Genomic DNA, 19285 nt, shown 5'->3' on the forward strand with positions numbered 1-19285 from the left:
TCATTCACTCCTGAGCCGGATAGGCAAACACCGCAATGGTTCCCGGTCCGGCATGAGCTCCGATAACGGAGCCAATTTGCGTATAGTTGATACTCTGCACTTGAAATTGAGACTCCAGCTGCCTTTGCAGCTCCTGCGCATGCTCTTGCCCCTTCGTATAAGCAAAAATAAGATGAAGAGGACGATGGCCGAAATCCTGCTTCAGCATCTCGGCAATGCGGCCCATCGCTTTCTTCGTGCCGCGCACTTTATCGACGGAAAACACTTGGCCGTCGTCGCTGATGGACAAGATCGGCTTAATATTGAGCAGCGAGCCGACCAATGCAGCCGCTTTGCCGATACGTCCGCCTTTTTGCAGAAATTCCAGCGTATCGACCAGAAAATATATTTTCGTGCTTTCGCGAATCCCGGCAATCATTGCCAAGATTTCTTCCCTGCTCTTCCCTTGCCGTGCGGCTTCCGCCGCTGCGACGACGAGCAGACCGAAGCCGTAAGACGCGGACTTCGAATCGACGACGTCAATGTCGATCTTATCGTCGATCATCGTCTTCGCGATCAGCGCCGACTGGTACGTGCCGCTCATCGCCGAAGACAGATGGATCGAGATGATCGGTCCGTCCCCCTGTTCGGCCAGCTGCTGATACACTTCGAGAAATTCGATCGGCGACGGCTGCGAAGTAGTCGGCATGACGTTCGAACCCGTCAATTTATCATAAAACGCATCTGCGCTAATATCAACGGCATCGCGGTAAGATTCGGTGCCGAACAATACCTTCAAGGGCACCATCTCGATCCCCAGCTTCTCGCGTACGTCTTTGGGAATGTCGGCTGTGCTGTCGGTTACGATACGAACTTGGCTCATGGGAGCCTCCCCCCGTCCAAATGGTAATTGGGTGACGCGCCTCGAGACCGAAACGGTCTCGAACCGTGCCTTACTCTGCGGAAATAATGTAATAGTACAACGGTTGACCGCCTTCGTGCACTTCCACTTCGACGTCGCCGTGCGCCTCATGCACATACGCGACAAGCTGCTGCGTCGTCGATTCCTCGGCGTCCGCCCCCGCGTACAATGTTAATATTTCCGCGCCGTCCGCAAGCAGGCTGTCGATCAGCTGCCGGCAGGAGGCGACCAAGTCCGGGTTCGAAGCGACGATCTTGCTGTTGTGAATGCCGATATAATCGCCCTGCTTAATGTCGATGCCGTCCATCTGCGTATCGCGGACCGCGTACGTCACTTGACCGGCATGCACCTGCTGGAGCGCCTGCTGCATATTGTCGGCATTCTCGTCAGGCGCCGCTTCCTCCTGAAACGCGATGATGGCGGCGATGCCCTGCGGAATCGACTTGCTCGGAACGACGATCACTTGCTTGTCTTCCACGAGCTCGACTGCCTGCTGGGCAGCCATGATGATGTTGGAGTTATTGGGCAGTACGAACACGGTATGCGCTTCGACCTCCGAAACGGCCTTTACGATGTCCTCCGTGCTCGGATTCATCGTTTGTCCCCCGTGCAGCACGCGATCGACGCCCAGGCTGGTGAAGATTCCGCTCAGCCCCTCGCCTGCGGACACCGCTACGAAGCCGTATCGCTTCAAATCGTCCGTATCCGCGATTGCGTCAGCTTCGGCCGGAACCGCGGCAGCGGCTGCTTGAAGCGCAGGCTCTACCGTTCCGAACGGCTGCTCCGATTCCAAAATGTGCGTGTGCTGATCGCGCATATTTTCGATCTTGATCCGGCTCAGCTCGCCGTACTGCTGGGCATGCGTCATTACCGTTCCGGGATATTCGGCATGGATATGAATTTTGACCAGATCGTCGTCAGCCACGACGAGCAGCGAATCTCCATACGCGGACAGCTGCTCGCGGAAGAGCGCTTCGTCAAAAGGCCGGGAGGCCGTCTTGGACGGGTTCAACCGGATCATGAACTCGGTGCAGTACCCATATTCGATATCTTCCGTCGCCAGGTGGGCCTGCGCGCTCTTCAGTTCGGCGTGAGCCTGGACGTTCACGGCCGTATTCTCCGGTTCCAGCAGCTCGTCGATCGGCTGCACCGCGCCAAACGCCACATACGGCATATCCGCCGGCTCAACCACCTCATCTTGACCTTCAAGCGCCGACATAAACCCTTCATAGATCAATACCAAGCCTTGTCCACCCGAATCGACAACGCCAACCTGCTTCAGCACCGGAAGCAAATCGGGTGTACGGTTTAAAGCGTCCTGCCCTTGACGCAGAAGCTCGGACACAACCGTCGTCACATCCGATTGACGCTTTGCCGTCACGACCGCTTGTTTGGCCGCTTCTTTGGCTACCGTCAGAATGGTGCCCTCCACCGGTTTCACCACTGCCTTATACGCAATATCGACGCCGTTCTGAAAAGCGGCTGCGACCTGCTGCGCGTTCGCTGTGCTAAGGTCGGCCACGGCTTTCGAAAAACCGCGGAACAACTGCGACAGAATGACGCCCGAGTTACCGCGTGCACCCATCAACAGCCCTTTGGCCAGCGCCTCGGCTGCCTTCCCGAGGTGTTCGGACGGCCTGCGCCGCAGCTCCTCGACCCCGGATGTAAGGGTTAGATTCATATTCGTTCCTGTATCTCCATCCGGCACCGGAAACACGTTCAGCGCGTTGACTCGATCGACATTCGTCTTCAGCCGAAGAGCCCCCGCCTCCACCATTCGGATAAAATCCGCACCGTTCAATTCATTGAAGCGCTTACTCAAAAAGACCATTCCCCTTCCTGCTATTCCCTATCCCGCGCCAGGCCCCTGGCCCGGTCGCAACTGATGCCTCTGCTTAGTCTTATTGGGCGATACGAACGCCTTGTACGAAAATGTTGACGGCATCGACTTGCAATCCCGCCACTTCGCGAAGCATGTACTTCACTTTGGTTTGAACGTTGTGCGCCACAACGGAAATCTTCGTGCCATAGCTAACGACGATATATAAATCAATGGCGAGAATGCCCGTTTCATCGCGATGCACTTCAACGCCGCGGCTCAGGTTATCCCTTCGCAGAAGCTCGGCGATTCCGTCCTTGAACTGGTTGCGCGACGCCATGCCGACAAGCCCGTAACATTCCAGAGCTGCGGAGCCGGCGAGTACGGAGACTACTTCGTCCGTCACATATATTTTGCCATAGGGTGAAGCCAGTTCAATAGCCATCTTTAGAACGCTCCTTTAATTTAGATTACGATGGACTATGTAACATTGTACTATATCTGTTGCAAGAAATAAATAAACTTCCATGAAAAGTGCCAAGATTGTCCTTTCGTTCCGTTGACGGCTTTTACCCACTGTGCTATCATAGTTAAGTATGCTTTGAGCGCGTATGCTTTAAGGAGGTGTAACACATGTCCCGTAAATGTTTTATTACCGGTAAAAGTCCGAGCACTGGAAACCACGTATCCCATGCGAACAACAAAGCGAAACGCACATGGGGAGTTAACGTGCAAAAGGTCCGCATTCTGGTGGACGGCAAACCTAAACGTGTTTGGGTAAGCACGAAGGCTTTGAAATCCGGCAAAGTAACTCGCGTGTAATCTGCGCTTGCAGACAAAAAGCACCTGTTTCAGGTGCTTTTTTAGTTTGCCCCGAACTTCGAAGGCTGCAAGTCGACCCGTATAAGTATGGGTGGCGTACGTTCAGTTTTTACTGAATGTATTAAGTACCGCCTTCACAAACCCACCTAAAAACTTCGGAAGCTTGATTGTGTAAAATTTCATTTTGCATCCTCCTCCCGGGCTTTGACTGGCAAAGCCACTTCGTCAGCATAGTCATAAGCTTTGCGAAAGCAAAGTCGCTTCGTAAGCAGTTGCTCGGCTTTGCCCGGCAAAACCATTTTCGTAAGCATTATATTCGTACCGCTCCCCAAAGGTGACTTACCTTTTTCTTCCGGTTCACACATCCAATGGCATGCTAGAGCCATAACTTTTTACTTTATATTATTAACTCCTCCGATTAATTATGACTTCACACGAGACAAGATTTACGCAGTCCGGGGGACTTTCTTCCTCTCGGCTTTCCCGCTTGACCCTAAGCAAGATAGCAGCACGCCGAGCACGCCGATTCGCTGCAGGTGTCACGCTTGGTTTGAAGGAGGGGCACAAGGTGAGCCGGATGGTAATGCCGATGCGTCCGCCATGTAAAGCTCACGCCCGAAAAAAAACGCCGCCCCAACCGATAAGTTGGAGCGGCGCTTACACAGCGTCAAGCCGGCTGCGCAGGTTCGTTCATAAACAAAAACACCGCGTAGAAGCATATGAACAGAAAGTAAAAGCCGACTGCCGCGGCGACAAAACCGATGCGCATGGCGCGCGAGTCGTTGCGCGTAAAAAACTGGTAGCCGACGTACAGTGCTCCCAGTGAGAACACATACTTGCTCAGATCCTGCATAATCGAGAATAGAAAGATAAGACCGCCGCCTAACAGGCCGAACACCACAACTTTTGCCGCAGGCAAGCTGGAATCAGCGCTCCTCCCCGCGAATGGCGCGGATCGCGGCGGCACGGTCCGGTTGGCCGAACACCGCGTTGCCCGCCACCAGCACGTTGGCCCCGGCAGCCGCCACAAGCTTGGCCGTCTCGGCATTGATGCCTCCGTCCACTTCGATGTCGATGTGCGCCAAACCCCGCTCATTCAACATCTTACGCAGCGAACGAATTTTCTCCAGCGACCCCGGAATGAAGCTTTGGCCCCCGAAGCCGGGGTTTACCGTCATGACGAGCACCAAGTCCACGATTTCCAGCGGCGCGTATTCGATCGCCGATAACGGCGTAGCCGGGTTTAAGACAACTCCCGCCTTGACTCCCTGCTCTTTAATGCCGTGAAGCGTGCGGTGCAGATGCACGCACGCTTCTGCATGCACGGAGATCAGATCTGCGCCGGCTTTAGCGAACGCCGGCACATAACGATCCGGTTGTTCGATCATCAGGTGAACGTCGAGCGGAAGCTTCGTTCTCGGCCGAAGGGCTTCCACCACAAGCGGTCCGATCGTCATATTCGGCACGAAGTGCCCGTCCATCACATCGACGTGAAGCCAATCGGCTCCGCCCTGCTCCACGTCTGCCACCTCCTCGCCCAGACGGGCGAAGTCGGCGGAAAGAATCGATGGCGCTATGCGCAGCATCGTTAATACCTCCTTTTTTGACCGCGGATTTCTTCCAGAAACAGTACGTAATCCGAATACCGCGAGGCCGCGATCCGCCCCTGCTCCATCGCTTCCTGCACTTTACAATCAGGCTCGTGCAGATGAAGGCAGCCGCGGAATCGGCATTGCGCCGCGAACGGCGCGAACTCGCGGAAGCATGCGCCCAGACCTTCGGCGTCAACCTGCAGAAAGTCAAGCTGGCTGAACCCCGGCGTATCGGCGACTATGCCGCCGTTCGGCAGGCGCAGCAGCTCGACATGACGCGTCGTATGCTTGCCCCGGCCAAGCTTCATGCTGATTTCGTTCGTTTCCAGCTGCAGCCCGGGAATCATCGCATTAAGCAGCGTCGACTTGCCGACGCCCGACTGACCCGCGAACACGCTGATCCGTCCGGAGAGACGTTTACGCACCTCTTCCACGCCGACCCCTTCCTTGGAGCTCGTGACAAACACCGGATAGCCGATCGACTCGTACAAACGCACGACCGCCTCAAGCTCCTCCGACGAATCCTCATCCGTCTTGTCCGATGCGGACGGGGACCACAAATCCCGCTTCGTCAAGCAAATGATCGTATCCAGTCCCGCGCTTTCGGTATGCACGAGAAATTTATCGAGCAGCGGAATGTTAAGCGCCGGCTCCCCGACCGAAAACACAAGAACGACTTGTTCCACGTTGGCGATCGGTGGACGCACGAGCTCCGAGGACCGAGGCAAAATTTCCGTGACCGTTCCTTCCCCGTTCTCCGTCAATTCGTAAGCGACCCGGTCTCCGACCAGCGGCGAGATGTTCCGCTTCTTGAAGACGCCGCGCGCCCGGCATTGAATATATTCGGAATCGTGGGACCCTTCCGCCAGCACGTAGTAATATCCGCTTAATGCCTTGACGATCAATCCGTTGGGCATTATGACATTCGGCCTCCCGTTGTCGTATTTCCGCTTGCTCCTCCGGCTGGCACGCTTGTGCCGCCCTGCGCGGGCTTCGCCCCGCCGTTGTTTGCAGGAGCCTGACTATCCGTCCCGGCCGGCTTGTTGGTGCCGCCCTGCTGCTGAATCCCCGTCCCGCCGGCGCCGGTATTCGGCGTTCCAGTGCTCGGCGTTACAGGCTTGCCGCTTTTTTGCATCAAATAATCCTGATACGTCACCGTAATCAGATCGGCGATATTGTTATCCACCTTAACCTGGATGACCGCGTTTTTATCCGGGGACACGACCAGCTTCACTTGAAGCATCTCCGTCTTCGTTACGTTGCTCAGCGTTTGATATTCCGTCGGCGTGTCGTAAGTCGCGTCGGTCAACAAAATTTTGACCGTTGACGCTTTCCCCTCTTGCGCAGGCTTGATCGGTATGCTGACGGACATCGGTCCGGCTTCTTCCGGAAGACCCGAACTGACCGTTAACGTGATTTCTGTTCCCGGCGGCACGGAATCATTCGGCTGGTAAGGGAACTGCCCGATGACCTTGCCCTTCGATTGCTTATAGCTAGCCTCGTAGGTAATTCCATCCTTAGCGAGCTTCAGGTTGTTGACCAGCAGCATGTTTTTCGCTTCATTCTCCGTCTTGCCGATCAAATTCGGCATCGGGATGGATTCGCGCCCTTTGGACACAACCAGCTTCACCATGACGGCCGCCGGATCGGCGAATTCTTCGTCCGCCGCCGGCGTCTGGCTCACGACCGTGTCCGGCGGCTCGTCCATAAACTTCGATTCGACGACGATGTTCTTCTCGGCGATGCCCAGCTCCTTCAACCGCGTTGTCGCATCGCCAAGCTTCAATTTCACCAGGTCGGGCATTTTTTTCTTATCCGGCCCTTGGCTGACGTACAGCGTAATCTTCGAGCCGACATTCACCTTCATGTCGGAATGGCTTTGACGGACAACCGTGTCCTTAGGCGAATTTTTGTCATCCTTGACGTACTCGAATTCCGACTCCAGCTTCGCGTCGTGCAGCATCTGCTGCGCTTGCACGAGCTGCAGGCCGACGACGGTCGGGACGTCCACCCGCTCGATCATCACTTTAGCCTTAACCACACCGACCGCATACCACATGCCGCCCAGCACCGCAAGCAGCACAAGGATGATAACCAGCGGTTTTACCCAGCGTTTCTTCTTGCGCGGAGCCGCAGGTTCCTCCTCATCGTCCTCGTCGTCCTCGGCTGCCTGCAGCGAGGAACGGTCGATCGTAAATTGGTCGGGCCTTAGAGCCGGCATGACGCGCGTCCGTTCTTCATCGAGCTCGTCGTCATCGAGGAAGTTGACCTTCGGCTCGTTTCGGCGATGCGGCAGCAGGCACGATTCCAGATCGCCGAGCATTTCTTTGGCGGAACGATACCGTTCCGTCGTGCTTTTCCGCATCGCCCGCAAAATGACGTTCTCGACGCTCTGCGGAATGAGCGGATTTACTTTGCGCGGCTCCTCGACGTCCTCCTGCAAATGCTTCAGTGCAACGCTGATCGGGCTCTCCCCGAGAAAAGGAAGACGACCGGTCAGCATTTGGTACATGACGATCCCTAGCGAGTACAAATCGGATTGCTCGCCGGTCGGCGTACCTTTGGCATGCTCCGGCGAGAAATAATGCACCGAACCGACCACCGAGCCGGTTTGTGTGATCGTAGAGGATGTAACGGCGCGCGCGATGCCGAAATCGGTCACTTTGACGCGTCCGTTTTTGCCAATCAGGATATTGTGCGGCTTGATGTCGCGATGGATGATTTGATTATGGTGTGCGTGATCGAGCGCATCGCAGATTTGACCGGCGATATGCACGGCTTCTTCCACCTGCAGAGGCGCCCTCGTTTTAATCAAATCGTTCAAGGTCGTCCCTTCGATGTACTCCATCACGATGTAATGCACGTCTTCTTCCTGACCGACGTCGTAGATGCTGACCACATTCGGATGCGATAAGGAGGCGGCCGCTTGCGCTTCGCGGCGGAACCGCTGGATGAATTCCTCGTCGTGCACGTACTGCTGGCGGAGCACTTTCACGGCCACATGTCGATGTAATAAAATATCTAGTCCTTTGTATACGATGGCCATTCCTCCGCCGCCGACCCGCTCGAGAATTTCGTAACGTCCTCCTAGCTGTCTGCCGATCATTCCATCCCTCACCCCGCTTCTCCGTTAGGTTCCGACGCCCGATGCCGGGAATCGTTAGCCATCAATACGACAGTGACGTTATCGTCGCCGCCCGCAGCCAGCGCTTCGTTGATCAAGCCGCGAACTTTGTCCTCAAGATCGCCTTCTCCCAACACCGTATGTAAAATGCGCTGCTGCTCCACGAGACCGCTAAGGCCGTCGCTGCACAGCAGCAGCATGTCGCCGGACTGCCAGGAAATTTCCTGCACGTCAACCTCGATCGTAGGCTCCGTGCCCAGCGCCCGTGTCAACACATTGCGGCGCGGATGGTGTTCCGCCTCTTCACGGCTGATTTGCCCGCTCTTGACCAGCTCGTTCACGAGCGAATGATCCTCCGTCAGCTGTTCGATATGACCGCCGCGAATGCGGTAAGCCCGGCTGTCCCCGATATGCGCGATCACAGCGGATTCACTGCTGGCCAGAACAGCGACCACCGTTGTTCCCATTCCGTGGTAGTTTTCCCGCTCGGAAGCGTACTCAAATATTTTCTCATTCGCTTTTTCGATCGCCGAACGCAGACGCTGGCCCCGCTGCTCGCCGTTCAGATCAGCGTCCATCGGATGCAGACCTTGCGGAATCCATTCGATCGCCATTGCGCTTGCGATATCGCCCGCCTGATGACCGCCCATGCCGTCGGCGACGATGGCGAGCGCCCATCCGTCCGGTTGATCCTGAACGAGCGCACGGTCTTCATTGACCGTGCGGACCCGTCCAATATCGGATAAAAAGGCCATTTTCAACATCGTAGGTTTCACCTCGCACCCGACTCCATATGCTTCGCCCGCAATTGTCCGCAAGCCGCGGCGATGTCGCTGCCCTGCTCGCGGCGGATCGTGGCGTTCACTTTGTTCTTCTCGAGAATGCGTTGGAACGCGAAGATATCGTTGCGCGGCGTACGCACGTAGTCGCGCTCGGATACGAAGTTGACCGGGATGAGGTTGACGTGAGCCATCGGGAACGTCTTGAGCACCCGAGCCAGCTCCTCCGCATGCTCCGGTCTGTCGTTTACATTCCCCATCAAAGCGTATTCGAACGTGATGCGGCGGCCGGTCTTGGCCACATAGTAACGACAGGCTTCCAGCAAGTCGGCAAAAGGATAGCGCCGGTTCACCGGCATCAGCTTGGAACGCAGCTCGTCGTTTGGCGCGTGTATCGAGATCGCCAGATTGATCTGCGTATCTTCGTCCGCAAAACGGTAAATGTTCGGCACGATGCCGCTCGTCGATACCGTAATGTGGCGCTGCCCGATGTTCAGACCTTTCGGATGAATCATCACCTTGAGAAACTTCATGACGGCGTCATAGTTCTCGAACGGCTCGCCAATGCCCATGATGACGATGCTGCTGACGCGCTCTTCCGTTTCATCGAGCAGTTGCTGGGCTTTGACCACCTGCGCGATAATTTCGCCCGAGGTCAAATTCCGCTTCAAGCCGCCTAGCGTGGAAGCGCAGAACGTACAGCCGATCCGGCAGCCGACTTGCGTCGTGACGCAAATGCTGTTGCCGTAGCTGTGCTTCATGATGACCGTTTCGATCGCGTTCTTATCCGTTAATTCGAATAGAAACTTCACGGTACCGTCTTTGGACCGGTAGTGCGCCACTTCGTTTAACGTGACGAAGTCGAACTGATCCCGCAGCTTGTCCCGCAGCGATTTCGGCAGGTTCGTCATCGCGTCGAAGCTTGAAACTCTTTTCACATATAACCAGTCAAAAATTTGGCCGGCGCGAAAGCCCGACTCTCCGTTCTCTTTCACCCAAGCCTGCCAATCCTCTAACGTATAATCGTAGACGTAGGGCTTAAGGTTGGTGGGCATTTTGCTTGCTGGCAGTTCCATATCTTATCACGACCCGTTTTTTCTAAATTGAAGGCCCTTCGGGCAATACTGCCGAAAAGGCCACGTTTTATTTTACCACATTTTAAACGCTTATGCTCGTTTGCGCAGACGGGCGATAAAAAAGCCGTCCGAGCCGTATTCGTACGGCATCAGCTGGCGCATCGCCGCCGGCCCGCCCGGAGGCGCGTCCGCCGAAAAATCGGGGTGCTCGCGCAAAAAGCTTTGCACCATCTCTTCGTTCTCGGCCTTCTCCACCGTACACGTGCTGTAAACGAGCACGCCGCCCGGCTTCAGCAGCGGTGCGACCGCCGCGAGGAGGTCGCGCTGAATGCTGCAGACGGCTGCGATTTCCGCTTCCGTTTTGGCCCACTTCAAGTCCGGCTTGCGGCGGATGACCCCGAGCCCCGAGCACGGGGCATCGAGCAGGATCCGGTCAAAGCTCCCCGGCGGAAAATAGCGGTCAAGCTCGCGGGCGTCGGCGGTCATCGTGCGGATCGACTTCAGGTCAAGTCGATCCGCTTGCCCGGCGATCAGCTGCGCCTTGTGCTCGTGCACGTCGCAAGCGACGATCTCGCCGCGATCGCCCATCTTCTCGGCCATATGCGTCGTCTTGCCCCCCGGCGCCGCGCAGCAGTCGAGCACCCGTTCGCCCGGCTGCGGATCGACCCATTCGGCGACGAGCATCGAGCTCTCGTCCTGCACGGAGAACAGACCGCTTGCGAACTCGGGCGTCAGCGCCATGTTGCCGCCGCCTCGAACGACGACGCCGGAAGGCGCCAGCGCGGAGGCCTGCGCGTCCAGGCCCTGCTTCTGCAGCCGCTCGATCAGCGTCTGCGGATCGAGCCGCAGACGATTGGCGCGCAAGCTGACCCGGGGCGGCTCGTTGTTTGCGCGGCACAAGTCGCGCGCTGCGGATTCGCCGTACTGCGCGATCCAGCGCCGCACCATCCATTCGGGGTGCGACTCTTCGAGCGCGATTCGCGCCGCTGGCGGTAAATCCGCCGGCAGCGCAAGCTCGCCTTTGCGCCGGAGCACATTGCGCAGCACGCCGTTCACCATGCCTGAGATGCCCGAATGGCCGCGGCGCTTCGCCAGATTGACCGCTTCGTTCACGATCGCGTGGTCGGGAATCCGGTCCAAGTAATACAGCTGATAGAAGCTTAGACGCAGCAAGCTTCGCACCCACGGCTCCAGCTTCGCCAGCCCTTTCGCCACAAAAGGCGTTAAGAAATAATCGATCGTATTGAGTCGCTGCACCGTCCCGTATACGATTTCCGTCGCGAGGCCCGCATCCGGCTTATCAAGCTTGTACGCCTGCAGCGTTTGGTTCAGCAGCAGGTTGCTGTAAGCGCGGTCGGCGTCGATCCGCGTCAGCACGTCGAGAGCTGCTTCCCGGGCCGTGCCCCGCACAGGCTTGCGGGCCGGCGGTTTAACGGCGGGACCGCTCCTGCCGCCCGATGCGTTCGGGCGCCCCGCTCCGCGTACGTTGCCCGCACGTTGCGGCGATCCGGCAGACGGCTGCCCTTCGCGGCGGCTGTCCGCCCCTGCTTTCCTTGTGTCGCTCATGTTAGATCTCAGCTCCCGTCATCCTGCGAACCCAGCACCGTGCCGGGCGCCAATTGTCCGCCCCGCACGAACGTAGCGGCGTCCATCGCTTTCTTGCCTGCCGGCTGCAGCTCCGTAATCCGCAGCACACCTTCGCCTGCGGCTACGACGATGCCGCCGGGGCCCACTTCCAGCACAGTGCCCGGCTGAACGCCGGCCCTCGCAACTTCCGCTGCATTCGGCTTGGCGCACGCCCATATTTTCAGCACCTCACCGTTCCATAGCGTATAGGCGCCCGGACGCGGGTGCAGCGCGCGCACCAGATTCCAGATGGCCGTGGCCGGCTGGTGCCAGTCGATCCGCTCCTGCTCGCGCGTGATGTTGGGCGAGTATACCGCATCGCTATCCGCCTGCGGCACCGCTTGTACGCGCCCGGCCAGCAAGTCCGGCAGCGTCGATTCCAGCAGCGCCGCCCCGGCGGCGCTTAATTTATCGAACATCGTACCGGTTGTATCTTCGTCGCCGATCGGCACCTCGATACGGCTGATCATATCGCCCGTATCAAGTCCTTCGGCCATGTACATGATCGTGACGCCGGTCACTTTGTCACCGTTCATGACGGCGTAGTGAATCGGCGCGCCGCCTCTGTATTTCGGCAGCAGCGAAGCGTGAATGTTGATGCAGCCGAGCTTCGGCAGGTCGAGCACCGACTTCGGTAAAATTTGACCGTAAGCGGCGGTGACGATCAAATCCGGCTTCAGCTCGCGAATCGCTTCCACCGATTCCGGCCGTCGCAGACGCTCCGGCTGCAGTACGGGCAGGGCGTGCTTCTCGGCCTCGACCTTAACCGGCGTCGGTGTCAGCACACGCTTGCGTCCGACGGGACGGTCTGGCTGCGTCACAACCCCGACCACGCGGACTCCGTCGAACCGCAGTAAAGCTTGCAGCGCCGGAACAGCAAATTCCGGCGTTCCCATAAAGACGACTCTCACACTCATGCTTCGTCCTGCTCCGAATCTTCAGGCGTTCGATACATCGACTCCGCCAAGTCCGTATACAAAATCCCGTCCAAGTGATCCACTTCATGCTGAATGCAGCGGGCGAGCAGTTCCCTGCCTTCAATTACGATTTCTTCGCCGTTGCGGTTCAAGCCTTTCACCTTCACGCGCTCAGCCCGGCGCACGTCCCCGCGAAGTCCGGGAATGCTCAGGCAGCCTTCCGGCCCGAATTGTTCGCCGTCCTTCTCGATAATTTCCGGGTTAATCAGCTCGATCAACCCGTGCTCGTCGCCGACGTCCATCACAATGACACGCTTCAAAATACCGATTTGCGGCGCTGCCAAGCCTACCCCTTCCGCATCGTACATCGTATCGGCCATATCATCCAGCAGCTTATGAATGTTGGGTGTAATTTTCGGCACCGGCTTGCTTTTTTCCCGCAGAACGGGGTCCGGATCTTTCACGATGATTTTAATTGCCATAACGTTCAGCACCTTTCTATAGTAAACATGACTTGCTGTTGCTTCTAAGACCTATAGTATGTAGAGCAGCTGCACAAGGTAACGTTAGGAATAAGAGGAACAAGAACACCGTCTGTTTCGAATACGGACTTCTCCGGATCATAGCGGAACTTCCGTACGCTATCTGTTTCAAACGCCGCCCGGTTCCGGAAACAAGCTTGCCAACCTGCAAATAACGAACTCGAGGCTCCGCTATTTCCTCAACAACGCTTGCCGACCCGACGAATAAGCGTTCAAGTCGGCTTCTCCTTGCGGCTTACATCAAGATCTGCGGGTCCACATCGATCGAGACGGTCAGCTTGTGCTGCTTCATCGGTTCGTCGAGCACCGAAACCGCTTGCTGCACAAGCTCTTCGATGCGGGAATCTCCCCGATATTTTATCATGCATTGGAATCGATATCTATCTTTGATCCGGGAGATCGGCGAAGCGACGGGGCCCAAGACCTCAAACTCCGTCGAGTCTTTCGGCAAAGCGACCGCGAGCGCCTTCAACCGTCCGGCCAGCGCTTCCCCGGAACGAATCAGCAGTTGCACCTGTTCGTGAGACAGCGTAATCAGCACCAGCTGATGAAACGGCGGGTAATGGTGAAGCTTGCGCATCAGCATTTCCTTGCGCATGAAGCCCAAATAATCGTGACGGCTGGCGCTGACGATGCTGTAATGCTCCGGTGTGTACGTCTGCACGAACACCTCGCCCGGCAGCTGGTGGCGTCCGGCCCGGCCCGCTACCTGCGTCAGCAGCTGGAACGTCCGTTCGGCCGCGCGAAAATCCGGCAGATTCAGCACCGAATCGGCGGCCAGCGCTCCGACCAGGGTCACATCGGGAAAATCAAGCCCCTTGGCCACCATCTGCGTGCCGAGCAGCACATCCGCCTGGCGGTTGCGGAACATCGTCAGCCACTTCTCGTGCGAGCCTTTCTCCGTCGTCGTATCGACGTCCATCCGGATGACCCGGATGCCGGGAAACAGCTTGCCGAGCTCCTCTTCCACCCGCTGTGTCCCGGTACCGAAATGGCGGATATGCTCGCTCCCGCAATCCGGACAGACGGACAGCTCCCGCTCCGCATAGCCGCAATAATGGCAGCGGACGGCGCGCGAGCTCTGATGGTACGTGAGTGAAATGTCGCAATGCGGACACTGCGCCACATACCCGCACGTGCGGCACATGACGAACGTCGCATACCCGCGGCGGTTCAGCAATAAAACGATCTGTTCTTTCTTGTGTAACCTTACTTCGATCGCTTTATACAACGCGCGGCTGAACATCGAGCGATTGCCGTTCTTGAGCTCCTCCCGCATATCGACGATATGCACCGGAGGCAGCGGACGGCCTTCCACCCGGCTTGCCATCGACAACAGCTCGAAGCGCGGCCGGTCCTCCGTGGCCAGCCGTTCTGCCTCAACGCTGGTGCGGTACATGCTCTCCAGCGACGGCGTCGCCGAACCGAGCACAACCGATGCCCCATGCTCGCGCGCGCGGGCGATCGCCACGTCGCGCGCATGGTACTTCGGGCTCTCTTCCTGCTTATAGGTCGATTCGTGTTCTTCATCGATAATAATGAGCCCGAGCTTCGTAAAAGGCGCGAATACCGCCGATCTTGCGCCGATCACGACACGCACCTCGCGGCGTACGATTTTGCGCCACTCGTCATAACGCTCCCCATGCGACAAACGGCTGTGCAGCACGGCGACTTGGTGGCCGAACCGGCCCTTGAACCGCTCCACCATTTGCGGCGTCAGCGAGATTTCGGGCACGAGCACGATCGCTTCGCGTCCCTGATCCAGACACGTCTGGATGGACTGCAGGTATACTTCCGTCTTGCCGCTTCCGGTTACGCCGTGCAGCAGAAAGATGCGCCGCTCCCGGGCCAGCACCGCCCGGCGAATCCGGTCGTACACGTCCTGCTGTTCAGGCGTCAACGGCAGCGGCGTCGTCGGCTTGAAGGTGCGGGACCCATAAGGATCCCGCCGCACCTCCACTTCCTCGAGCCGCAACCAACCGCGCTCCACCAAACCTTTGACCGCCGATGCCGTAATATGCAGCTTGGTCTGCAAATCCGTCAGCTTCACGGGCTCCGGTACCGGCTGCTCGCGAAAAAAACGCAGCACCTCGTGCTGCTTCGCCGCGCGCGCCGGCAGCTCCGCGATCCACGCATCCAGCTGCGACGGATCGTCCGGCGGGAACACGGTCAGCGCCTTCTTCACCGTCATCCGGTCTTTGACCATCTGCCGTTCGACAAGAACGCCTTCCTCCAACAGCTGCTTGATCCGCCCGCCGGCTTCGGGAAATTTCGCAAGCAGCGACTCGGGCTCAACGCTCTCCTGCTTGCGGACGTAATCGACGATCATACGATGCTCGGGAAACAGCATCGCTGCGGTCTCTGCACGTTCGCTCTCCTCCGCGACCGCCACGTGACGCTCATATTTCGCCTTCAACGCGCCGGGAATCATCGCCTGCAAGGCGACAATTTCATGGCACACATACGTACGGCCGATCCAGCGGGCAAGCTTGACGAGCTCCGGCGTAAGCGGCGGCGTAACGTCGAGCACCTGCTTGATCGGCTTCAGCTTGCTTACGTCGATATCGGATCCGTTCTGCAGCTCGACCACGAACCCCTGCACCGTACGCGGGCCGAACGGGACGCCGACCCGGCTGCCGACGGCCACGAGCTCGAGCAGCGGCTCCGGCACCACATAGTCGAACGAGCGATTCGTCGGCTTGGCCGGGACATCGACTATCACTTTGGCGATCATGCGCCCGTTGCATCCCCCTTCGTCAGACGGTCGGCGATCAGACTGAGCAGCCGCGATGCGACCTCCCGCTTACCCAGCATCGGCAGCGCTTCGACCAAGCCGCTCGCATCGAAGATGCGCACGATGTTCGTATCGGTGCCGAAGCCGGCCCCTTCCAGCGTCACGTTGTTCGCGACAAGCAGATCGCACCGTTTCCGTTGCAGCTTGTCCATCGCGAACTTCTCCAGATCCCGGGTTTCGGCCGCAAAACCGACGACGAGCTGCTTCGTTTTCCGTTCGCCGACAAGCTGCAGAATGTCCGGATTTTTGACCAGCCTCATCGTCATTTCGTCTTCCATCTTTTTGAGTTTATGTTCATACTGCTCGGCCGGCCGATAATCGGCGACCGCCGCCGCTTTGATGATCACATCCTGATCGTCCATCCGGGACAATACCGCATCGCGCATCTCCAGTGTCGATTCCGCCTGAACGAGCGTCACGCCCGGCGGGACCGGAACCGAAACCTTGCCCGACACAAGCGTGACGTCCGCTCCCATACGAGCCGCCGCCTCGGCGATCGCGTACCCCATTTTGCCCGAGGAATCGTTGCTGATGTAGCGAACCGGATCGATGCGTTCCAGCGTTGCGCCAGCCGTGATCAGCACCCGCTTCCCCTTCAACCGTCCGTCTTCGGCAAAATGCTGCTCGATCGCCCGCATGATCTCCTCCGGCTCGGCCAACCGGCCTTTGCCTACATAACCGCACGCCAATTGACCGGTACCCGGTTCGACGAAACGAACGCCGCGGTCCGCCAGCGTCTTCATATTTTGCTGAACGGCCGGATGCGCGTACATATGCACGTTCATTGCCGGTGCGACCAGGACCGGCGCCGTCGTCGCAAGCAGCGTCGTACTGAGCATATCGTCGCCAAGTCCGTGCGCCATTTTGCCAATCACGTTGGCCGTCGCAGGCGCAACGACGAACAGGTCCGCACGGTCGGCGAGATCGATGTGCTGGACGACGGACGCATCCTTCTCGTCGAACGTATCGACTGCCACCTCATGACGCGATAACGTCTGGAACGTCAGCGGCGCCACAAACTTAACGGCCGATGCGGTCATAATGACCCGAACTTCAGCACCCGCCTGCGCCAGCTTGCTGCACAACGCGGCCGCTTTATAAGCGGCGATGCCTCCGCTAACGCCGAGGACGATCGTTTTTCCGTTCAACCCTTTCGACATCCGCCGAATCCCCTCTCCCTTTCTGCGCTAAAAAAATAACAACCACGAAGGGTTGTTTTACTTAATCGTTTCTTTGTTTTGGAGCTTCTCGTACGAAATATGATCTTCGTATATTTCTTCTAGCGCCAGGCCAACAAATTTATGCGAGCGTTTTTGACGAACTTCGCTTTTGGCTCCGTCACGCAGCAAGCGCGCCCGTTTGGCGGCTGCGACGACGAGCGAGTATTTGCTGTCGACTTTATCCAAAAGCCGGTCAATGGAAGGATACAACATGTTATTTTCTCACCTCTTCCATCCAATGTTGAATTTTTGACACCATGCGGTCCTTGCGGCAATGTTCCGCCGTCAAGATGCTGCGAATGCGATGGCAGGCCAAATCGACCTGATCGTTCACGATCGCATAATCGTATTGCTCCATCATCGCGATTTCTTCCAAGGCGACCGACATCCGGTTTCTAATGGATTCTTCCGATTCGGTCCCGCGGCCGACGATGCGGCTTTCCAGTTCAGTCAGCGAAGGAGGCAGCAAAAATATAAATACGCCGTTCGGGAACTTTTGTTTCACCTTCAAGGCGCCCTGCACTTCGATTTCCAGAATGATGTCTTTCCCGCTGTTCAACGTATCTTCCACGAATTTGCGAGGGGTTCCGTAGAAATTACCGACGTACTCGGCCCATTCCAGCATTTGGTCCTGTTCGATCAACTGCTGAAAGTGTTCCCTCGACTTGAAAAAATAATTCACCCCGTCGACTTCGCCCTCTCTGGGCGAACGCGTCGTAGCCGATACCGAATAAACGATGTCCGGCGCACAGGCGCGAAGCGCTTTGCATACGGTGCCCTTGCCTACGCCGGATGGTCCGGACAGGACAATCAAAATCCCTTTGTCCGAAGGGGAAACACTTACATTACTCGTCATGATCATCGTCCTTATTGGAAAGTCGGTGTGCCACCGTTTCCGGCTGGACGGCGGACAAGATCACATGATCGCTGTCGGTAATAATCACAGCACGGGTACGGCGACCGTAGGTCGCATCGATCAGCATATGGCGGTCTCGCGCTTCTTGGATAATCCGTTTGATCGGCGCCGATTCCGGGCTGACGATGGAAATGATTCGATTCGCGGAAACAATGTTCCCGAAACCGATATTGATAAGTTTGATCGCCATTGAATGGTTCCCCCTGGTTCTTTGCTTCCCTCGGCGTTTCGGTCGCGAGCGGAAAAGAAAGAATGATAGTCCGAATTTACTCGATATTTTGAATCTGCTCGCGTATTTTCTCGAGTTCCGCTTTCATATCCACGACGACGGCGGCAAGACCCGCATGACTCGCTTTCGAGCCGACGGTATTGACTTCCCGGTTCATTTCTTGAACGAGAAAATCGAGCTTGCGACCGACGGGCTCCGTTTCGCTCAGCAGCTTGCGGAATTGCTCCGCGTGGCTTTCCAGCCTGATCAATTCTTCATCGATGCTCGCGCGATCCGCGAACAGTGCCACTTCCATAGCCAGACGCGTTTCGTCCAGCTCCGTCTGCTGCAGCATATCCTGAATGCGGCTCCTAAGCTTGACGGCATATTCTTGAATGATCTGAGGTGCAAGCCGGGCGGCGTGCTGCCGGAACCGTTCGATGGCTTCCAAGCGACTGTGAATATCCCCCAGCAAAAAATTCCCTTCCCGCTCCCGCATGGAAACAAGCTCGGAGACGGCGGCATTGGCGCAAGCAGCGATTTCGTATTCAAGCGACTCCTCATCGAGATCCGGTTTGTCGCGAAACGACACAATCCCCGGCAAGCCCAGCACCTCACGCAGCGTGAGCTCGCCCGTAAGCGAGAGCTTCTCGCGGAGCGCCTCGGCCGCATGGCGGTAGCTTTGCGCCAGCGCCCAATCGATATCGACCTCGAGCGGCGCCTCACGGTCCCGTTCGACCGTAACGAACGCGTCGACGCGTCCCCGCTTCACTCGCTGTTGGATCGCCTGCTTCACCGTATTCTCATAACGGGCAAACTCGCGCGGAAGGCGAACCGCCACTTCGCAGTATCGATGGTTCACCGATTTGAGGTCGATCTGCATCCGAAATCCGGCGATGGAACGCTCAGCTTGTCCGAAACCGGTCATACTCGTCACCATGGCAGTCAC

At 57.5% G+C, this 19285-nt stretch carries 20 protein-coding genes; 1 reads left to right on the forward strand and 19 read right to left on the reverse strand.

Features of this window, described 5'->3' with window-relative positions:
• Nucleotides 1-4: 4 nt before the first annotated feature.
• The 3 genes from PVA01S_RS16065 to PVA01S_RS16075 form a co-directional block, all read right to left on the reverse strand.
• Complete coding sequence (locus tag PVA01S_RS16065; protein ID WP_127608464.1) at nucleotides 5-862, reverse strand: DegV family protein; 858 nt, start codon at nucleotides 860-862, stop codon at nucleotides 5-7.
• Between the two features lie 70 nt (nucleotides 863-932).
• Nucleotides 933-2732, reverse strand: coding sequence for a DAK2 domain-containing protein (locus PVA01S_RS16070; protein ID WP_127608465.1), 1800 nt, complete (start codon nucleotides 2730-2732; stop codon nucleotides 933-935).
• 70 nt (nucleotides 2733-2802) lie between these two features.
• A complete protein-coding gene (locus PVA01S_RS16075; RefSeq protein ID WP_054798200.1) occupies nucleotides 2803-3165 on the reverse strand; it encodes an Asp23/Gls24 family envelope stress response protein in 363 nt (120 codons plus the stop codon).
• A 188-nt stretch (nucleotides 3166-3353) separates the two neighbouring features.
• Between PVA01S_RS16075 and rpmB the strand changes: the two genes are divergently transcribed.
• Nucleotides 3354-3542, forward strand: coding sequence for a 50S ribosomal protein L28 (gene rpmB / locus PVA01S_RS16080; protein WP_054798201.1), 189 nt, complete (start codon nucleotides 3354-3356; stop codon nucleotides 3540-3542).
• A gap of 102 nt (nucleotides 3543-3644) precedes the next feature.
• On the opposite strand, the gene spoVM is transcribed toward rpmB, so the two are convergent.
• The 16 genes from spoVM to PVA01S_RS16160 form a co-directional block, all read right to left on the reverse strand.
• A complete protein-coding gene (gene spoVM / locus PVA01S_RS16085) occupies nucleotides 3645-3725 on the reverse strand; it encodes a stage V sporulation protein SpoVM (protein WP_014652194.1) in 81 nt (26 codons plus the stop codon).
• A 484-nt stretch (nucleotides 3726-4209) separates the two neighbouring features.
• Nucleotides 4210-4461: a hypothetical protein gene (locus PVA01S_RS16090; RefSeq protein WP_127608466.1), complete on the reverse strand. Its 252-nt coding sequence runs from the start codon at nucleotides 4459-4461 to the stop codon at nucleotides 4210-4212.
• Between the two features lie 7 nt (nucleotides 4462-4468).
• Nucleotides 4469-5128: a ribulose-phosphate 3-epimerase gene (gene rpe, locus PVA01S_RS16095; protein WP_054798202.1), complete on the reverse strand. Its 660-nt coding sequence runs from the start codon at nucleotides 5126-5128 to the stop codon at nucleotides 4469-4471.
• 2 nt (nucleotides 5129-5130) lie between these two features.
• Nucleotides 5131-6051, reverse strand: a complete 921-nt coding sequence (rsgA, locus tag PVA01S_RS16100) for a ribosome small subunit-dependent GTPase A (protein WP_127608467.1) — start codon at nucleotides 6049-6051, stop codon at nucleotides 5131-5133.
• Nucleotides 6051-8240 carry a Stk1 family PASTA domain-containing Ser/Thr kinase gene (gene pknB, locus PVA01S_RS16105; RefSeq protein WP_127608468.1) on the reverse strand — a complete coding sequence of 730 codons (2190 nt, stop codon included), beginning with the start codon at nucleotides 8238-8240 and terminating at the stop codon, nucleotides 6051-6053. The genes rsgA and pknB overlap by 1 nt, the downstream gene beginning before the upstream one ends.
• 8 nt (nucleotides 8241-8248) lie before the next feature.
• Nucleotides 8249-9022, reverse strand: a complete 774-nt coding sequence (locus PVA01S_RS16110) for a Stp1/IreP family PP2C-type Ser/Thr phosphatase (RefSeq protein ID WP_127608488.1) — start codon at nucleotides 9020-9022, stop codon at nucleotides 8249-8251.
• Nucleotides 9023-9030: 8 nt separating this feature from the next.
• Nucleotides 9031-10113 carry a dual-specificity RNA methyltransferase RlmN gene (rlmN, locus tag PVA01S_RS16115; RefSeq protein WP_054798204.1) on the reverse strand — a complete coding sequence of 361 codons (1083 nt, stop codon included), beginning with the start codon at nucleotides 10111-10113 and terminating at the stop codon, nucleotides 9031-9033.
• Nucleotides 10114-10203: 90 nt separating this feature from the next.
• The gene (gene rsmB, locus PVA01S_RS16120) at nucleotides 10204-11679 is read right to left on the reverse strand and encodes a 16S rRNA (cytosine(967)-C(5))-methyltransferase RsmB (RefSeq protein WP_127608469.1); all 1476 of its coding nucleotides are present in this window, start codon (nucleotides 11677-11679) and stop codon (nucleotides 10204-10206) included.
• An 8-nt stretch (nucleotides 11680-11687) separates the two neighbouring features.
• Entirely contained in the window at nucleotides 11688-12635 is a 948-nt protein-coding gene (fmt, locus tag PVA01S_RS16125; RefSeq protein WP_127608490.1) for a methionyl-tRNA formyltransferase, read from the reverse strand.
• A 17-nt stretch (nucleotides 12636-12652) separates the two neighbouring features.
• On the reverse strand, nucleotides 12653-13138 hold the full coding sequence (gene def / locus PVA01S_RS16130) for a peptide deformylase (RefSeq protein WP_127608470.1): 486 nt from the start codon (nucleotides 13136-13138) through the stop codon (nucleotides 12653-12655).
• A gap of 295 nt (nucleotides 13139-13433) precedes the next feature.
• The gene (gene priA, locus PVA01S_RS16135; RefSeq protein ID WP_127608471.1) at nucleotides 13434-15932 is read right to left on the reverse strand and encodes a primosomal protein N'; all 2499 of its coding nucleotides are present in this window, start codon (nucleotides 15930-15932) and stop codon (nucleotides 13434-13436) included.
• Nucleotides 15929-17152 carry a bifunctional phosphopantothenoylcysteine decarboxylase/phosphopantothenate--cysteine ligase CoaBC gene (gene coaBC, locus PVA01S_RS16140; protein ID WP_127608472.1) on the reverse strand — a complete coding sequence of 408 codons (1224 nt, stop codon included), beginning with the start codon at nucleotides 17150-17152 and terminating at the stop codon, nucleotides 15929-15931. The genes priA and coaBC overlap by 4 nt, the downstream gene beginning before the upstream one ends.
• Nucleotides 17153-17209: 57 nt before the next feature.
• Nucleotides 17210-17425 carry a DNA-directed RNA polymerase subunit omega gene (rpoZ, locus tag PVA01S_RS16145; RefSeq protein ID WP_054798758.1) on the reverse strand — a complete coding sequence of 72 codons (216 nt, stop codon included), beginning with the start codon at nucleotides 17423-17425 and terminating at the stop codon, nucleotides 17210-17212.
• A 1-nt stretch (nucleotide 17426) separates the two neighbouring features.
• Nucleotides 17427-18068 (reverse strand): guanylate kinase, encoded by a 642-nt coding sequence (gene gmk / locus PVA01S_RS16150; protein ID WP_127608473.1) that lies wholly within the window; start codon nucleotides 18066-18068, stop codon nucleotides 17427-17429.
• Complete coding sequence (remA, locus tag PVA01S_RS16155) at nucleotides 18058-18318, reverse strand: extracellular matrix/biofilm regulator RemA (protein WP_009672664.1); 261 nt, start codon at nucleotides 18316-18318, stop codon at nucleotides 18058-18060. Before remA ends, gmk begins: the two co-directional genes overlap by 11 nt.
• A gap of 76 nt (nucleotides 18319-18394) precedes the next feature.
• A complete protein-coding gene (locus PVA01S_RS16160; RefSeq protein ID WP_054798757.1) occupies nucleotides 18395-19276 on the reverse strand; it encodes a YicC/YloC family endoribonuclease in 882 nt (293 codons plus the stop codon).
• Nucleotides 19277-19285: the final 9 nt, after the last annotated feature.

Source organism: Paenibacillus validus NBRC 15382 (assembly GCF_004000985.1).
GTDB classification, from domain to species: domain Bacteria; phylum Bacillota; class Bacilli; order Paenibacillales; family NBRC-103111; genus Paenibacillus_G; species Paenibacillus_G validus.

Excerpts from the sequence above, each read along its gene's own strand:
- gmk (WP_127608473.1), bottom strand. The coding sequence starts at position 18,068 with ATGACGAGTAATGTAAGTGTTTCCCCTTCGGACAAAGGGATTTTGATT.
- rpmB (WP_054798201.1), top strand. The coding sequence starts at position 3,354 with ATGTCCCGTAAATGTTTTATTACCGGTAAAAGTCCGAGCACTGGAAAC.
- fmt (WP_127608490.1), bottom strand. The coding sequence starts at position 12,635 with ATGGGAACGCCGGAATTTGCTGTTCCGGCGCTGCAAGCTTTACTGCGG.
- coaBC (WP_127608472.1), bottom strand. The coding sequence starts at position 17,152 with ATGTCGAAAGGGTTGAACGGAAAAACGATCGTCCTCGGCGTTAGCGGA.
- rlmN (WP_054798204.1), bottom strand. The coding sequence starts at position 10,113 with ATGGAACTGCCAGCAAGCAAAATGCCCACCAACCTTAAGCCCTACGTC.
- PVA01S_RS16065 (WP_127608464.1), bottom strand. The coding sequence starts at position 862 with ATGAGCCAAGTTCGTATCGTAACCGACAGCACAGCCGACATTCCCAAA.
- remA (WP_009672664.1), bottom strand. The coding sequence starts at position 18,318 with ATGGCGATCAAACTTATCAATATCGGTTTCGGGAACATTGTTTCCGCG.
- PVA01S_RS16160 (WP_054798757.1), bottom strand. The coding sequence starts at position 19,276 with ATGGTGACGAGTATGACCGGTTTCGGACAAGCTGAGCGTTCCATCGCC.
- rpoZ (WP_054798758.1), bottom strand. The coding sequence starts at position 17,425 with ATGTTGTATCCTTCCATTGACCGGCTTTTGGATAAAGTCGACAGCAAA.
- priA (WP_127608471.1), bottom strand. The coding sequence starts at position 15,932 with ATGATCGCCAAAGTGATAGTCGATGTCCCGGCCAAGCCGACGAATCGC.
- PVA01S_RS16075 (WP_054798200.1), bottom strand. The coding sequence starts at position 3,165 with ATGGCTATTGAACTGGCTTCACCCTATGGCAAAATATATGTGACGGAC.
- rsgA (WP_127608467.1), bottom strand. The coding sequence starts at position 6,051 with ATGCCCAACGGATTGATCGTCAAGGCATTAAGCGGATATTACTACGTG.
- PVA01S_RS16110 (WP_127608488.1), bottom strand. The coding sequence starts at position 9,022 with ATGTTGAAAATGGCCTTTTTATCCGATATTGGACGGGTCCGCACGGTC.
- PVA01S_RS16070 (WP_127608465.1), bottom strand. The coding sequence starts at position 2,732 with ATGGTCTTTTTGAGTAAGCGCTTCAATGAATTGAACGGTGCGGATTTT.
- rpe (WP_054798202.1), bottom strand. The coding sequence starts at position 5,128 with ATGCTGCGCATAGCGCCATCGATTCTTTCCGCCGACTTCGCCCGTCTG.
- pknB (WP_127608468.1), bottom strand. The coding sequence starts at position 8,240 with ATGATCGGCAGACAGCTAGGAGGACGTTACGAAATTCTCGAGCGGGTC.
- spoVM (WP_014652194.1), bottom strand. The coding sequence starts at position 3,725 with ATGAAATTTTACACAATCAAGCTTCCGAAGTTTTTAGGTGGGTTTGTG.
- def (WP_127608470.1), bottom strand. The coding sequence starts at position 13,138 with ATGGCAATTAAAATCATCGTGAAAGATCCGGACCCCGTTCTGCGGGAA.
- rsmB (WP_127608469.1), bottom strand. The coding sequence starts at position 11,679 with ATGAGCGACACAAGGAAAGCAGGGGCGGACAGCCGCCGCGAAGGGCAG.